At 48.8% G+C, this 15,595-nt stretch carries 12 protein-coding genes and 1 tRNA gene (1 of these 13 cut by a window edge); 12 read left to right on the forward strand and 1 reads right to left on the reverse strand.

Features of this window, described 5'->3' with window-relative positions; genetic code table 11:
• Window positions 1-22: 22 nt before the first annotated feature.
• From J0A65_RS16945 to ybaK, 6 genes are all read left to right on the forward strand, one after another.
• A complete protein-coding gene (locus J0A65_RS16945) occupies window positions 23-1,669 on the forward strand; it encodes an alanine/glycine:cation symporter family protein (RefSeq protein WP_463451895.1) in 1,647 nt (548 codons plus the stop codon).
• A gap of 209 nt (window positions 1,670-1,878) precedes the next feature.
• On the forward strand, window positions 1,879-2,271 hold the full coding sequence (locus tag J0A65_RS16950) for a zinc-ribbon domain-containing protein (RefSeq protein ID WP_206595510.1): 393 nt from the start codon (window positions 1,879-1,881) through the stop codon (window positions 2,269-2,271).
• Between the two features lie 2 nt (window positions 2,272-2,273).
• On the forward strand, window positions 2,274-2,549 hold the full coding sequence (locus tag J0A65_RS16955) for a YeaC family protein (RefSeq protein ID WP_206595589.1): 276 nt from the start codon (window positions 2,274-2,276) through the stop codon (window positions 2,547-2,549).
• A complete protein-coding gene (locus J0A65_RS16960) occupies window positions 2,539-5,310 on the forward strand; it encodes a DUF349 domain-containing protein (protein WP_206595511.1) in 2,772 nt (923 codons plus the stop codon). The genes J0A65_RS16955 and J0A65_RS16960 overlap by 11 nt, the downstream gene beginning before the upstream one ends.
• A gap of 108 nt (window positions 5,311-5,418) precedes the next feature.
• Window positions 5,419-5,832 (forward strand): nucleoside diphosphate kinase regulator, encoded by a 414-nt coding sequence (gene rnk, locus J0A65_RS16965; protein WP_206595512.1) that lies wholly within the window; start codon window positions 5,419-5,421, stop codon window positions 5,830-5,832.
• A gap of 41 nt (window positions 5,833-5,873) precedes the next feature.
• The gene (ybaK, locus tag J0A65_RS16970; RefSeq protein WP_206595513.1) at window positions 5,874-6,338 is read left to right on the forward strand and encodes a Cys-tRNA(Pro) deacylase; all 465 of its coding nucleotides are present in this window, start codon (window positions 5,874-5,876) and stop codon (window positions 6,336-6,338) included.
• Here ybaK and ansA read toward each other — a convergent pair.
• Complete coding sequence (gene ansA, locus J0A65_RS16975; protein ID WP_206595514.1) at window positions 6,335-7,342, reverse strand: asparaginase; 1,008 nt, start codon at window positions 7,340-7,342, stop codon at window positions 6,335-6,337. The genes ybaK and ansA overlap by 4 nt on opposite strands.
• A gap of 194 nt (window positions 7,343-7,536) precedes the next feature.
• On the opposite strand from ansA, the gene J0A65_RS16980 reads away from it, so the two are divergent.
• From J0A65_RS16980 to J0A65_RS17005, 6 genes are all read left to right on the forward strand, one after another.
• Entirely contained in the window at window positions 7,537-9,354 is a 1,818-nt protein-coding gene (locus tag J0A65_RS16980; RefSeq protein WP_206595515.1) for a DUF885 domain-containing protein, read from the forward strand.
• Window positions 9,355-9,511: 157 nt separating this feature from the next.
• Entirely contained in the window at window positions 9,512-11,776 is a 2,265-nt protein-coding gene (locus J0A65_RS16985; RefSeq protein WP_206595516.1) for a carbohydrate binding family 9 domain-containing protein, read from the forward strand.
• 420 nt (window positions 11,777-12,196) lie between these two features.
• Complete coding sequence (gene uvrY, locus J0A65_RS16990) at window positions 12,197-12,841, forward strand: UvrY/SirA/GacA family response regulator transcription factor (RefSeq protein ID WP_206595517.1); 645 nt, start codon at window positions 12,197-12,199, stop codon at window positions 12,839-12,841.
• 82 nt (window positions 12,842-12,923) lie between these two features.
• Complete coding sequence (gene uvrC / locus J0A65_RS16995) at window positions 12,924-14,765, forward strand: excinuclease ABC subunit UvrC (RefSeq protein WP_206595518.1); 1,842 nt, start codon at window positions 12,924-12,926, stop codon at window positions 14,763-14,765.
• 61 nt (window positions 14,766-14,826) lie between these two features.
• Window positions 14,827-15,390 carry a CDP-diacylglycerol--glycerol-3-phosphate 3-phosphatidyltransferase gene (gene pgsA, locus J0A65_RS17000; protein ID WP_206595590.1) on the forward strand — a complete coding sequence of 188 codons (564 nt, stop codon included), beginning with the start codon at window positions 14,827-14,829 and terminating at the stop codon, window positions 15,388-15,390.
• 154 nt (window positions 15,391-15,544) lie between these two features.
• A tRNA-Gly gene (locus J0A65_RS17005) sits at window positions 15,545-15,595 on the forward strand (it continues 31 nt past the right edge of the window).

The raw sequence follows: 15,595 nt of genomic DNA on the forward strand, positions 1-15,595 counted from the left end.
GTTCTTACTCTCACTGGACGGCATGCTCGGAAGTGCCGCCTGGTTTCCTTATGTACTCTTAGGCGTAGGCCTGTTTTTCACTATCTATTTGGGTTTTCCACAAATCCGATATTTTAAACATGCCTGGCTGGTGGTCAGCGGTAAGCTGGATAGAAAAGGGGCCCCTGGTGATACAACTCACTTTCAGGCTCTGACAACGGCATTATCAGGCACTGTGGGTACGGGTAACATCGGCGGGGTGGCTTTTGCTATCTTCCTTGGTGGCCCTGCGGCACTATTCTGGATGTGGGCAACCGCCTTTTTGGGTATGACCACCAAGTTTGTCGAAGTAACGCTTTCACACAAGTATCGGGTGAAAACCGAGGACGGCACTATGGCCGGTGGCCCTATGTATTACATGGATCGCCGTCTTAATATGAAGTGGTTGGCTATTGCCTTCGCCATTGCCACTGTCATCAGTTCTTTCGGTACAGGTAACCTGCCCCAAATCAATAATATCGCGCAGGGCATGCAGGCAACCTTTGGCTTAGAGCCAATGTTAACCGGTGGTGTACTGGCCGTGTTGCTGGCACTGGTTATTTTGGGCGGTATTCAACGTATCGCCAAAGTAACCTCTAAGGTCGTGCCTTTTATGTCAGTGCTATACGTTATTGGTGCACTGGCGGTAATTTTGTACAACGTTGAAAATATCGGCCCTGCCTTCGCATCGGTCATTTCAGATGCCTTTACCGGCTCTGCTGCTGCCGGTGGTTTCCTGGGCGCGACTATTGCCTATGCTTTTAACCGTGGTGTTAACCGTGGCTTGTTTTCTAACGAAGCGGGTCAAGGTTCAGCCCCTATTGCCCACGCTGCAGCCAAGGCGGATGAACCTGTATCTGAAGGTATGGTGTCTATCCTGGAACCTTTTATCGATACCATTATTATCTGTACTCTGACAGGCCTCGTTATCTTGTCCTCCGGTGTATGGAAAGAAAAATTCGATAACGAGTTTGAGCGCGCTGATATGAAGATTCTGGCCGGTCAGTATTCGGATCAGAATGATGATGACCGTCATCAACTGTTCTTATATCTGAACAACGAGAAAGGCCATACTATCGAGCCCTATAACGGTAAGATTGAAGTTGTTTCAGGTAAAGCCATCAGCCGCAACTTCACTATTATCAATTCTCGCTCAGTAGCAGAAGATGTTGTCTTCAGTGTTGATGCCAAGGAAGATTTGTTTACGGGTACCTTGAATGTAAAAGATGGTCGACTGCTTAAGGACAATATACTGGTGTCCGGCAAGTCTTTAGTGCATTCCGCGCAGTTAACTACGGTAGCCTTTACCCGAGGTTTCTTTGGTGACTATGGCCAGTACATAGTGTCTATAGGTCTGTTGCTGTTTGCCTTTTCTACGGCGATTGCCTGGTCCTATTACGGCGACCGAGCTATGACCTATTTGTTGGGACCCCGCTCAGTTATGCCGTATAGGGTATTTTATGTGGCAGGCTTTTTCTGGGCCTCATTCTCTGACACCACCTTGGTCTGGAATCTGGCGGCGGTAGCCATTGTGGTGATGACCCTGCCGAACCTGTTCGGTATCATGGTGCTCCATAAGGAAATGAAGCAGACAGTGAATGAGTACTGGCGCGATTTCAAGGAAAAACAGGCGAATAAAGATCAAGCCTGATAACCAATGAAAAGCGCGGCACAAGCCGCGCTTGTTTTATGTGCATGGATGGACGGTATGCCGGGGTTGCAGGGAGCCTTCACCGGCGATGTGCATGGATGGACGGTATGCCGGGGTTGCAAAGCTCCTGTTGGCATTTTCGAATAAGCGACCTGGCAGGGAATATTGGTGGTCGATGTCTGCAGTAACTGAGATGAATTGGAGGGAAGATGGCGCTGACAAACTGCCCGTCCTGTAACAAGAAAATTTCCGATAAGGCCAAGTCCTGCCAACATTGCGGTTTTGCCGTAGGGGCGGCAACGGAAGATGATATCTTGCGTAAGCAGCGCTTTAACAAATTCAAAAGAGCGCAGTCTATTCAGACGCAATCCATGATAGCTATGCTGATGTTTATTGCTGGCTTTGCCATTTTGTATTGGGGAGACGGTCCCTCAACGGAATATGCTTGCAAACTGTCTTTTAATTTGATTAATAACAGCAGCCCAATTTGCCTTTGGCATGGGCAGCTACAATACAATATCGCCATGAGTTGCTCGGTGATTGGTTTCGTCTGGTACGTAATCAATCGTGTTCGTTTGATTTTTATGAAGAAGTTTGATTGATGATGGATATCCAGCAAATGGTCAATGCCATGACGCCTGACGTCTACGAAAGACTACGTCAGGCGGTTGAAACCGGTAAATGGCCAGATGGCACCCCGTTAAGTGAAGGGCAGCGTGATAGCAGTATGCAAGCCGTTATGCTCTATCAAGCTACGGTGCTTAAGTCCGACGAACATATGACGGTCGGCGCAGACGGCAGCATAGTGCATAAATCCAAACAAGCGCTAAAGCAACAGTTTCAGCCTTCTATTGCCAGGTTTAAAGCAGATGATATTTAAAAATCTGTTTCGTCCCAAGCACCAGCATTCCGATGCCAAAGTCAGGCAACAGGCTGTGGCATCCCTAGACCCGGGCAATCCGGAGCATAAAACTGCGCTGCACGAGATGGCATTTAATGACGAAAGTATCGCTGTCAGGCTCGCTGCGCTGGATAAGTTAAACAGCTTTGCTCTGTGGTGGAAGCTGGCGCAAACCGAGCGTCAGGAACGCGTCCATAAACGTGCTCAGCAGCGGGTAGAAAGTATTTTACTCGACGATCAGGCCGATAGCCTGACCGATAAGCAGCGACACACTTTTGTGCAAGAATGCGCGAATCACGCACTCTTGGAAAAATTACTGCTGCAACGCTGGCAGCATGATGAGCCAGTGTTAAGCCAAGCTGTGTTAGCCAAGATTGATAAATCGACTTTACGTCAGCGTGTGATGTTCGAGACGAATGATGCCAGCTTGCGTTTAGCACTGGCTGAGCAAGAACAAGAGCCCGAGTGTCTGCAACGTATGTTGCGAAAGCATAAAGATCCACAGATTGTCAAACTCGCCAGACAGAAGCTGGATAAGCTCAGTCAGGAGCAATTGGATAAGCAGCAGCTAGAGCGGGAGCTTAGATTGGTGCTGGCCAAGCTGTTGGCACTAAAGGATTGCCAGGAATATCCGCTACTTTGTGAGCAATTGGAGCAATTGTCTGCTCAGTTTGAAAGTCAGCAGGAAAAGTTGACAGCGTTGCCGCAAGCTGTTCGTGAAGAGATTCTAAGTAAATTTCATGATTTGACCGAAAAAGTACGCACTCGTGCCGAGGCGACCAAGCAAGACTGGCTGCAAGCAGAATCTGAGCGTAAAGCCACTGAACTGGCAAGTCAGATTAAGCAACAAGCCCAGCAGTGGCTGAACGATGTGACTAACCAACAAAACATCGAACAGCTGTCTGAGCAAGCAAGATGCACTTTGATGGAACAAATAGAGATGCATCGTACAGCCTTGCAAGGGTTACCGGCCGATCAAGCAATAGAGTCTCTACACAATCGCTTTGCCCAGATACAAATTGCGCTGGATAAACTACCGGCGTTGCAACAGGCAATTGAAGGTGCGCGCACCTTACTGGACAGTATCCAAGGCGTTGCGTTGCCAGATAGTTTGGCAGAATTGGGGGGCGCCCAGCAGGCCTGGCAAGAAGCACGTGGTGCATACAGAGAATTGAAAAAGCCCCATGGCGACCTGTGGCCTCTTGCCCTGCATAAGCAGTGGCAAGCGCTGGATAAAGCCTGGCAGAACGCCATCAGTGAACTTCGTCAACAAGCCAAGGCACAAGTGAATAAGGTTCGGGGTGGCCTACATAAAGTGCAGGATATGATTGAAGCTGGCAAGTTCAACGCTGCACTGTCTTTGTATCAGCGCTTGCAGGAGAATATTCAGGCGTTGCCTGAACAGGAAATGCAAGCTTTGCAACGATTGAGTGAACAAGTTCAGGCGCAAATAGAGAATCTTAAGGAATGGCAGGTTTATATTGCCCAGCCGCGCAAGCCAGCATTGCTTAATGAGATCCGTAGTTTGCTGGATGCGCCTTTGCCAATCAAAGAGCAGGCCGAAAAGGTTAAGCAATTGCGCAGTCAATGGAACAGCTTGGGTAAACTGGAAAGTGATGAAGACAGCGAGTTGAATCTGGCCTTTGATCAGGCCTGTGAGCTGGCGTTTATACCCGTCCGTGAATACTATGCCCAGGCAGAACAAGTCCGGGAGCAAAATTTGCAAGCCAAGCTGGCGGTATTGAGTCAACTAACTGAATTGGCACAAGCCGATATCAATATGGAAGAGTTAGCCAGACAGCAGCAAGGGCTGGAAAAGCAGTGGCGTGATATAGGTGAAATAGACTACCGGCGGGTTGCAGAGCTGAACCAAGAGTTTCGCGACCGTTGTGCGCCAGTGAAGGCTAAACTGCTTGAATGGTATCAGGATAATGAGGCGCAAAAGCAGCGTCTGGTAGAAAAAGTGCAAAGTTTGCTGGATGCCGAAGACACCCTTGAGGCTATTGCCTTGGCTAAACAGGCGCAGGAAAGCTGGAAGAAGATTGGGCGAGGGCGTGCTAAGGTGGATCGTCAGCTTTGGTCAGTATTCAGGGCGGCAAACGATGCATTATTTGCCAGGCGCAATGAGGCCCAGCAACAACAACGTCAGGCCAATAATGCCATTATCGGCCAGATTGATGCGTTGTTAGATCAGGCTGCACTCGCCTTGAGAGAAGCCTCTGAGCAACCACAGTTGCAGGCCCTGCAGAGTGCTACGCAGCAGCAACTGACCAACTTAGTCAGTGAACTTGATGCACGTGCTACACAGAGCAAGATGCGCGACTGGCAGAAACTGGAAAACCAGATCGCTGATAAGGCCAAAGCTCTTCGGCAAGATGCAAAGCAGGCGCAGTTTACGCTGTTGCTTGATATTTTGTCGCAGTGGCAAGAAGAGCAGCTACCTGCAAGGGTTGAACAACTACCTGGCGTTTGGCGTCAGGCATTTGCTCAAACAGAAGAGCGAGAGAGTCGAGCTAGAATTCTGTTAAAAATGGAATTATTAGCGGGCGTGGAATCTCCGCAGGAAGAAGCAGAAATGCGTCGCGAAACACAGTTGGAAATGATGACAAACAAACTTGAGCAGGGCGAATCACTGGATTTGCAAAAATTACTGATTAAGTGGATTGGTCAGGGGCCGGTTGCCGCTTCTGAACAAGAACAGTTGGTGCGTTTGCAACGACTGTTTGTACCGCAAGACTAATGTATTTGACGTAATCGTAATGAGCCCCGTCAAATGACGGGGCTTTTTTTTGACTATGTCCTGTGCTTGAGAAACATCAAAACAGGACGTTGACGAGATGAGGATAGCATGACAACACAACCCAGAATTATTGTTTCCAATCAGGATGCGGACAGATTGGAAGCCTTGCTTGATTCTTTGTCTGATAAGGATTTCCCAGGCAAGGAAGTACTACTGCATGAGTTGGACAGAGCGGAGAATATGGATAATCGCGACATTCCACCTTGCGTGGTAACGATGAATTCAACTGTACGCTTTAAGGTGGTATCAAGCGGCGAGTCGTTCTGTAAAACCTTGGTGTATCCAAAGGACATGGACAGTTCGGGAGATAAAGTTTCCATACTTGCGCCAATTGGTAGCGCGATGCTGGGACTATCAGAAGGTGATGAAATCCAGTGGCCAGCACCGGGCGGCAAGGCCGTGACCGTACATATTGACGAAGTGATTTACCAGCCTGAACGCTCAGGTGATTTTCACAGGTAAGCGCAGCCCGGTAAGCCGGGCAATAAATACAAGGAATTGTTATGACTCCTGCGGTACTCGCACTACAAAAAGCTCAGGCTGACTTCAAGCTGCATCAATATGAACATGCTCCAGACGCTCCTTCCTACGGATTGGAAGCGGCGGAAAAACTTGGGGTGAATGCGCATAGGGTGTTTAAAACCCTAGTGGCTGAGACAGACAAGGGCGAGTTACTTGTTGCTATCATCCCTGTGGATGAGAAGTTGAATTTAAAGTGCCTGGCAAAAGCGGCCGCTTGTAAAAAAGCCGACATGGCCAAGCCGGACAAAGTGCAGCGCAGCAGCGGTTATGTGCTAGGTGGGGTGAGTCCCATTGGACAAAAAAGGCCTTTAGTGACTTTTATACATAGCTCCGCTCAGGAATTAGCAAGTATGTACGTGAGTGGTGGGCGACGTGGTTTAGAAATAGAACTGGCACCGGATGTCCTGGTAAAGGCGACCGGTGCCCGATTTGCCAATCTGCTTTAATCGCTAAGTTCACCGCGCAGGTTTTCGGTTAACAACCTGCGGGTTTCTTCCACCGGCAATCCTTTACTCAATAAATAATGCAATTTGGCTAGGGCAGCCTCAAGCGTCATATCGCCGCCGGATACCACCCCAACTTGTGCCAGGGCATTGCCAGTGGCGTAGCCAGCCATATTAACTTTGCCGCGCAAGCACTGGGTGCAATTTAGCACAATGATGCCTTTTCGCTGGGCCAGTTCCAACTGTTCCAGAAGCGCCGGATTTTGCGGCGCATTGCCGACACCATAGCTTAACAAGATCAAAGCATTTACCGGCTGTTGCAGGGTATTTCGTATTACTTCACTGCTTATACCTGGGTATAAAGTCACTACACCAATTGGTTGAGCACTTACCGGACTTACCTTCAACGATTGCTGAATAACAGGTTTAACCTGGCCTTCCAGCACGTCAATGTTAATGCCTGCTTCCATTAACGGTGGAAAGTTGGGGGAGGCGAAGGCATTAAATCCATCAGCGTGAATTTTGCGGCTACGATTACCTCGCAGCAGCTGGTTGCTAAAAAACAGGCAAACCTCATGAACCGGATAGTTGGCTGCCAGATAAAGCGCATTGAGCAAATTTTCCTGTCCGTCACTGCGAATTTCCGCAAGCGGGATCTGCGATCCCGTAACAATCACGGGTTTGGTCAGATTTTCCAGCATAAACGACAGTGCCGAGGCGGTATAAGCCATAGTGTCAGTGCCATGCAGAATAATAAAACCGTCGTAGCTGTCGTAATTGGACTGAATATCATCGGCAATATGTTGCCAATCCAGGGGAGACATATCAGACGAGTCCATCAACTGATCGTATTCGTGAATAGTGAACTGCGGCATTTCATCACGGTGAAATTCCGGCATTTTGCTTAGGGTTTCAGATAAGAAACCAGGTACACAAACGTATCCTTTGCTGGAAGGGCGCATGCCTATAGTGCCGCCGGTATAGGCCACGTAGATATGTTTTTTCATGACGTAGGGCTGTTTTTCTGTTTTGCGCTATTCTAGCGCTTCACCCAACAGGCCACAAACAACAGCAGAATAATTAAAGTATTCCGAATACGGATCATCGTGAAATACAGTGATTGGTGGATTTTCATGGTGTAAAGATCGCAAGCTGTGATTGAATACCCGCCTCGCATCTTCATTAATCACAGGTCTTCTTTATGCGCTTATCCATTGTGGCGGCTTCCGTGGCTTTATTATTGGCAGGTTGCCATTCCAGTCAGAACACCCAGTCAACCCTAGCTAACGCCGCTGCCGTCAGTCAGACAAAGGCAGAATCTGACGCCCAGAAAGTTATTGAATTAGTTGAACGGTATTTTGCCGAGAGCCTGGTGATAAATCCGCTTTCCGCCACTTTTGTGGGGGTAATGGACTATAACGATAAGTTTAGTGCCCCTATCAGTAACGAGAGCTTAGCGGAAGTTGCAGCTTTTGAACGACGGTACCTGGCAGAGGCACAAGCTATTGATGGCAGTAAACTGACCGGACAGGACAGATTGAATTATGAGATTTTTGTCTATGCCCGTCAGCAAGCGGTGGATGGCCTGGCTTTTCCTTCCCACTTAATCCCCTTCAATCAGATGTGGGGCGTGCAGAATTTCTATCCCATGTTGGGCTCCGGCGGCAGCGCGCAACCTTTTCACACTGAGCAGGACTACATCAACTTTATCAAGCGAACGGATGGCTTTGCTGCTTACATGGATAGCGCCATTGCCGCCATGCGTGAAGGTATGCAAAAGGGCATAGTACTACCCAAAAGCTTGATCGTTAAAGTCTTACCGCAGTTGCAAGCGCATATTGTCAGTCAGCCACAAGACAGCGTTTTCTACGGCCCTGTCAATCTGTTAGCTGATAATGCTCAGCTGAGTGAAGAACAAAAAGCCAGACTGAAAGCCGATTACGAGCATATGATTATGCAAGTGATCGTGCCGGTCTATCAGCGTACTTATGATTTTATGCTTAATGAGTATCTGCCTGCTGGACGTGACTCTGTAGGCTTGGCGGCATTGCCTGATGGCAAGGCGTGGTATGAGCATATGATAGCGGTCAATACCACCCTACCACTGACCGCTGAGGAGATTCATCAGTATGGTTTAGCGGAAGTTGCCAGGATCCGTAGTGAGATGGACAAGGTGCGCGAAACCGTTGGCTTTAAGGGGAATTTAGCCGCGTTTTTTGAATATCTGAAAACTGACCCGCAGTTTTTCTTTAGTAGCGAACAAGCGCTGATTCAGGCTTATGAGCAGGTGAAAGCCGATATTAACCGCCGCCTGCCAGCGTTGTTTGAGGTGTTTCCTAAGGCCGATTATGAGGTCAAAGCGGTTGAAGCTTACCGGGCCGCATCATCGGCAGGGGCTAGCTATCAGCAGCCAGCACCTGATGGCTCCAGACCTGGCATATTTTACATTAATACCCACGATTTGAAGTCTCAGCCAAGGTATTTGGTGGAAACACTAAGCATTCATGAAGCTGCCCCAGGCCATCATTTTCAAATTGCCATCCAGCAAGAAGTTGAAGCTTTACCAGATTTTCGTAAGTACGAGTTTTACACCGTATTTGCCGAAGGCTGGGCACTTTATGCTGAGAGTCTGGGCAAGGAACTGGGCCTGTTTACTGACCCTTACATGTGGTACGGGCGACTATCCGATGAGCAATTAAGGGCCATGCGTCTGGTGGTAGATACCGGCTTACATGCAAAAGGCTGGACCCGCGAACAGGCGATTGCCTTTATGCGTGACAATTCATCCATGGGGGACGCGGATATTGAGGCGGAAGTCGAGCGATACATCGCTATTCCTGGTCAGGCGCTTTCCTACAAAGTTGGCCAGCGCGCCATTCGGCAGTTGCGTGAGAAGTTAGCTACCCGGTTAGGGGGACGCTTTGATGTTCGCAAATTCCACACTCAAGTGTTGATTGATGGTGCCATGCCCATGCCAGTGCTGGAAGCCAAATTACTGCGCTGGGCTGATAGCCTTTAATCTTCTATTGCGACCGGCTTTTGCTCCGGTCGCAATATGTTCAAACCTTGCGTGCTGAAGGTAAATCCCTGATTATATCGGGCTCACTTTTAGGGAATGGGCAAAGCCCAGCATAAATAGCCGGCCAAAGAAGCACGGCAGCAAGGTTAACAACAAGATGAAATTATACAGCACTGTGGCACTACTAGGATTTGCCAGTCTAAACGCCGCCGCCAATGACAATATTGCTTATCATGGTCAACCCGTTGAAATCGATGGTAACTTTGATGATGCTATCTGGCAGCAAATCCAGCCAATATCTATCCATCATATTACCCGCCCGTCAGATCAAGGGACTGCCGACGTTGAAACTACCGTTAGGGTTTATGAAGACGGCGAGTATTTATATTTAGCCTTTGATGCCCGTGATCCCCATCCGGACCAAATCCGAGCAGCCTACCGTAAGCGCGACAATATCTGGGGAGACGATATTGTTGGGGTGAAAATAGATACCTACGGTAATCACCAACTGGCTTATCAGTTTTTTGCTAATCCGCTGGGGAGTCAGCTCGACTCGGTGGAGAACGCCGTAACCGGCAATGAGTCTTCTGCGTGGGATGGCCATTGGCAAGCAGTGGGTAAGATTACTGAGCAGGGCTATCGGGTTGAAATGGCCATACCCTTCTACATCATGAATTTCCCTAATAGTGAAGGCCCAAAACAATGGGCGATGGAATTTGTGCGTTTTTGGCCACGGGATGTAGACAGACGTATTTCCAGTGTGGACATCAGCCATGCCAATGAGTGCTGGGTTTGTCAAATGCCTTTGTATACCGGCTTTGCCAACGCACGTTCTACACAGAAACTGATTTTGGCCCCAGCCATAGTCGCAGGGCGTGACGAGAGCCGTGATAGATATAGCCAGGGAGACTGGCAGCACAACAATCAAAATGAAGCCAGTCTGGATGTCAAATGGGCCATCAGTGAAGACATCACCTTAAATGCCACGCTGAACCCGGACTTTTCACAGGTCGAGGCCGATGCGGCTCAGTTGTCGGTAAATGAATCTTTCAGTTTGTTTTTCGAAGAGAAACGGCCATTTTTTACCGAGAATGCTGATTATTTTTCTGCGCCCTGGGATTTGGTGCATACCCGTAACCTGGCGGCACCTTCAGTGGGAGCTAAAGCCACAGGGCGGGTAGGGGAGCATACTTTCGGTCTGTTTATGGCGGATGACGACACCACGTCCATGATTATACCTGGTAATCTGGGGTCGGCGGCGGCAACCCTGGATATCAAAAGTAAGAACCTGGCCGCCAGATACAGCCAGCGTTTGAATAAGCAGGTTACCTTAGGGGCAATGACGACCTGGCGCTCGGCCGATAATTATCAGAATACCGTGGCAGCCACCGATGCCAATATTCGTTTTACCGATCAGGATAATCTGACGGTCGCCTTTGCCCGTTCTGATACCGATAACCCGGATTATCTGCCTGATTATCTGTGGGGGGAGGCAGCAGAGCGCGCCAGTGCAGCCAATCAAGCCGGCAATGCCTGGTATCTTCACTACGAACACAGTTTTCAAAATGGCAGTGTATTTGTCAGTCATGAAGACATTGATGAAGATTTTCGTGCAGACCTGGGCTTTATGACGAAATCTGACTGGCAAAGCAGTCTGGTTGGCGGAGGATACAGCTTTTACCCTGAACAGGAAACCTGGTGGAGTGCCCTGAATTTTTATACTGACTGGGATATCACTCATAATCAGGCTGGTGAACTGATAGAAAAAGAGTGGGAAGGCACCGTTGGCCTGGATAGCTTATGGGACAGTGCTTTCGAATTCGGGTTCTACGTTCGTGACCGGGCGGGCCTTCGTTTTAATGACCAATCGTTAGCCGTGGGTGGAAATAGTGACAGGTTTGAAGAGAAAGGCTTGATCTTTTTTGCCGAAGTCAGCCCCTTGTCCAACGCTTATCTCAGTGTGTTTGTAGAAAAAGGCGATGGCCTGGATTTATACAACAACCGTTTGTCTGACCTGTTGTATGTGGAATCTGAAGCCAAAGTCGCCTTTACTCACAATCTGCAATTCCATGTGCGTAATGAATACACCCGGCTTGATTATCAGAGTAATCGTGTGTTGGATGCCAGCATTACTGATGTGCGTTTGACATACCAGTTTTCCAGTCATTCAGCGCTGCGCTTGAGCATGATATTTGATGATACTGAGCAAGGCCTGGCCCATTTCGCGGCAGGACGCGCCGACGGCTTGTATCGGCAGGAAACGGGGCTGGCTTCGCAGCTGCTTTACTCTTATGAAGTGAATCCGCAAACGGTTTTTTATCTTGGCTATTCAGAAAGTGCCAGTAAAAACGATGTGCTCAACAGTTTACGGGCGGATCGTCGTACGGCGTTCTTAAAATTCTCTTATGCCTGGTTTGTGTAGAGGTGATGCCACTGATGGCAAAAGTTGAAAAGAGTACAACCGCAGTGGCAGAGCCGGGCTGTGTGAAGGCCATCGCCTGTCGCTGCGGGGGTAAAGCCGGGCCTCTGACTGCAGTGGCCGGTTGTTATGATCGCTGGCAAATACGTTGTCAGGTAGCAGTTTGTCAGGCTATAAATACCGGGCAGGGGCGAGATGACGTGATTCGAGGTTGGAACCGGTTAAGTACACATTTATATCGCTAGGCTGGCGGCCACTGCGAATATTATGGGCTAGAGCGATTTTTGCTGATGTGCATCACTAACGATTGGAGTATGATAGGCCAAACTGGATGCCTGATGTTTGAAAGTAGCGCAGAGTACACGGACTTCAGGTGAGGGAACCAATAAGCTCAAAACAACAAGAAAGCCTGGAGCTATTCCTTTGATAAAAATTTTCCTGGTTGACGACCATGATTTGGTACGTACGGGTATCAAATTGATTTTGGACTCAGAGAAGTCCTTTGAAGTAATTGGCGAGGCCGATAGCGGGGAAGAGGCGGTCAAGTTTTGCCGTACCCAGCATCCTGACGTGGTCATGATGGACATGAACATGCCAGGAATAGGTGGCCTTGAAGCAACTAAGAAAATTCTTCGTCATAATCCCGATATCAAAGTGATTTTCCTGTCTATGTACAAGGAAAATCCAATTCCGGCCAAAGTGATGCAGGTGGGTGCCTGGGGTTTTGTGACCAAAGACGCCGAGCCAAAAGAAATGATTCAGGCGATTTTCCAGGTCCATGCAGGGCAAAAATACATTGCCTCGGATATTGCCCGTCAGATTGCGCTGGGCAAAATTGATACGCATCAGTCTGATCCTTTCCGCGAATTGTCGGAACGTGAGTTGCAGATCATGATTATGCTGACCAAAGGCGAGAAAGTACCTGATATTGCTACTCGACTCAGCATCAGTGCCAAAACCGTCAATACCTATCGTTACCGTATGTTTGAAAAACTCGGTGTAACCGGCGATGTTGAGTTAACCCACCTGGCCCTCCGCCATAAACTCATCAGCCCTGAGCAAATTTGATTGCGATTGTGCTGATGTTATCTAGTCAAGTGTGCAGGGTTAGTCATAATCCTGCTGTTGCTTCAATTTTCCCGTTGTTGCTATGAGCGAACAGCCAGTTGAAAGCGTTACAGCCTTTGACCATAAGGCATTTTTAAAAAATCTGACCGGGGCGCCTGGGGTTTATCGTATGTATAACCTCAAAGGTGAGGTGATTTATGTCGGTAAGGCGAAGAACCTTAAAAAGCGGGTATCGAGCTACTTTCGCACTAACCTGGACAGCATAAAAACCCAGTCGCTGGTTAAACAAATTCAACATATGGATGTGACGGTAACCCATACCGAAACCGAAGCCTTCATTCTTGAAAATAACTACATCAAAAAGTATCGGCCTCGTTACAACGTGCTGCTTCGAGACGATAAGAGCTACCCCTACATTCTGCTAACCGAACACCAGCACCCGCGATTGACCATACATCGCGGTGGTCGCAAACCCAAAGGCGAGTACTTTGGCCCTTATCCCAGTGCCTGGGCGGTACGGGAAAGCTTGCGTACTATGCAAAAACTGTTTCCGGTACGTCAGTGTGAAGACGGGGAATACAAAGCACGCACCCGACCTTGTTTGCAATACCAGCTTAAGCGCTGCGCTGGCCCTTGTGTACAGGGACTGGTCAGCGATGTTGAGTATGAACAGCAAGTGCAACTGGCCAGATTGTTCCTCAAAGGGAAAAACGCCGAGGTCATTGATGCCTTGGTCAAGAAAATGGAGCAGGCCAGTGAAGAGTTAAAATTTGAGGCCGCCGCCAGATTTCGCGACCAGATATCAGCCTTGCGAAAAGTGCAGGAACAGCAATGGGTTAGCGGCGATCAGCCGGAAATGGACGTGTTTGGTTTTGCCTATCGCAATGGTATTGCCAGTATTCAGGGCTTTTTTATTCGCGATAACAAACTACTGGGCAGTAAGAGCTATTTCCCTAAAGTGCCGGCTGATGTCAGCCCACAGGAAGTCTTTCAATCTTTCTTGTTGCAGTATTACCTGGCCGATAATAAATCTATTCCCCGCCAGATAGTGTTGCCGATGGTCCTGGACGATGCTGAGGCCATTGAAGAGCTGTTAAGCCGTCAGGCTGGCCGTAAAGTACAGTTTTTCCAGGGCGTCAGGGAAGAAAAACGCCGTTACCTGAAACTGGCTAATACTAATGCCGAAACGGCATTGGAAGCACAGCAAAGCAGTCAGAAATCGGTATTTGCCCGCTATCTGGAACTGGAGCAGGTATTAGATCTGGATACCCCGATTCAGCGCATGGAATGTTTCGATATCAGTCATACGTCGGGCCAGCAAACCGTAGCGTCCTGCGTAGTGTTTAATCGCGAAGGGCCGTTTAAAAGTGACTACCGTCGCTACAATATCGAAGGAATAACGCCAGGGGACGACTACGCTGCTATGGATCAGGCACTTAGGCGCCGTTACAGCAAAATTACCGACCAGAGTAAAATCCCTGATATTTTGTTTATCGATGGCGGAAAGGGCCAGCTTGCCCAGGCTGAAGCCTGTTTTGAGAACTGGCCGCACGCGAAAATGCCCATGCTGATTGGGGTTGCCAAAGGCACCAGCCGCAAACCTGGTCTGGAAACCCTGATTCTGGCCGGTAGCCATGCCACTATTCCCATGCAGGCAAATTCGTCGGCACTGCACTTAATTCAGCATATTCGCGATGAAGCTCACCGCTTTGCCATTACCGGTCACAGGGCACGCCGTCAAAAAGTGAAAACCCAATCCAAGCTGGAAAGTATTCCAGGGGTAGGGGCCAAACGTCGACAAAGCCTGCTTAAATATATGGGCGGTATGCAGGAAGTATTGGCTGCCAGTGTTGAAGAATTAGCCAAAGTGCCGGGAATTAGTGAAGAACTTGCGCTGATTATCCATGAACACCTGCATTTGTAGGAAGGAATTGGTGTAAGATGTCCACCAGCAGATCTCAAATGACAGAATTGTGACAAGCAGTATGTGGACCATCCCCAATATTCTCACCTCTCTTCGCGTGTTGTTGATCCCGGTGTTTGTCATCGTGTATTTCCTGGACTGGAAATGGGCGCACCAAGCCGCCGCTTTTATTTTCTGGTTTGCCGCTATTACCGACTGGTTTGACGGTTATCTGGCCCGCCGCTTACAACAATCCACTGCCTTTGGGGCTTTTTTAGATCCGGTTGCCGATAAGCTGATTGTGGGTGCTGCGCTGATCATGATTGCCCATAGCTATGATTCAGCCTGGATTACCGTTTCCGCAGTGCTGTTGATGTCACGGGAAATCTTTGTTTCCGCATTACGTGAATGGATGGCCGAGTCAGGTAAACGCGATTCGGTGCAGGTGTCCTTTATTGGCAAAGCTAAAACTATGGCACAGATGCTGGCGTTGATCGGATTATTGTCAGAATTGGAATACTTTATGGGTGTCCCCATTTACTGGGTGACCTTAGGTAAAATCCTGCTGATTATTGCCACTGTGCTGTCAGTTTGGTCTATGTGTATCTACCTGAAAGCCGCGTGGAAATACCTCAGCGCCGAGTGACTGTTGGAAAATAGGACGTTTAAGTCAAAATTTCGGCAGTCGACACAAAAATGACATTTTTGTGGTTGACAGCCAAGGCGGTGACTGTAGAATTCAGCCCACGTTTGGCAAGCCAAGCGGTAGGGGTTCTCAACAGAACAACTGCAGGAAATAAGCGGGAATAGCTCAGTTGGTAGAGCACAACCTTGCCAAGGTTGGGGTCGCG

The organism is Bowmanella yangjiangensis, from assembly GCF_017255015.1.
GTDB lineage: Bacteria > Pseudomonadota > Gammaproteobacteria > Enterobacterales > Alteromonadaceae > Bowmanella > Bowmanella yangjiangensis.

Bases quoted from the DNA above. Each gene is read 5' to 3' on its own strand.
- J0A65_RS16945 (WP_463451895.1), top strand. From the start codon at position 23: ATGCTCGGAAGTGCCGCCTGGTTTCCTTATGTACTCTTAGGCGTAGGC.
- J0A65_RS16950 (WP_206595510.1), top strand. From the start codon at position 1,879: ATGGCGCTGACAAACTGCCCGTCCTGTAACAAGAAAATTTCCGATAAG.
- J0A65_RS16955 (WP_206595589.1), top strand. From the start codon at position 2,274: ATGGATATCCAGCAAATGGTCAATGCCATGACGCCTGACGTCTACGAA.
- J0A65_RS16960 (WP_206595511.1), top strand. From the start codon at position 2,539: ATGATATTTAAAAATCTGTTTCGTCCCAAGCACCAGCATTCCGATGCC.
- rnk (WP_206595512.1), top strand. From the start codon at position 5,419: ATGACAACACAACCCAGAATTATTGTTTCCAATCAGGATGCGGACAGA.
- ybaK (WP_206595513.1), top strand. From the start codon at position 5,874: ATGACTCCTGCGGTACTCGCACTACAAAAAGCTCAGGCTGACTTCAAG.
- ansA (WP_206595514.1), bottom strand. From the start codon at position 7,342: ATGAAAAAACATATCTACGTGGCCTATACCGGCGGCACTATAGGCATG.
- J0A65_RS16980 (WP_206595515.1), top strand. From the start codon at position 7,537: ATGCGCTTATCCATTGTGGCGGCTTCCGTGGCTTTATTATTGGCAGGT.
- J0A65_RS16985 (WP_206595516.1), top strand. From the start codon at position 9,512: ATGAAATTATACAGCACTGTGGCACTACTAGGATTTGCCAGTCTAAAC.
- uvrC (WP_206595518.1), top strand. From the start codon at position 12,924: ATGAGCGAACAGCCAGTTGAAAGCGTTACAGCCTTTGACCATAAGGCA.
- pgsA (WP_206595590.1), top strand. From the start codon at position 14,827: ATGTGGACCATCCCCAATATTCTCACCTCTCTTCGCGTGTTGTTGATC.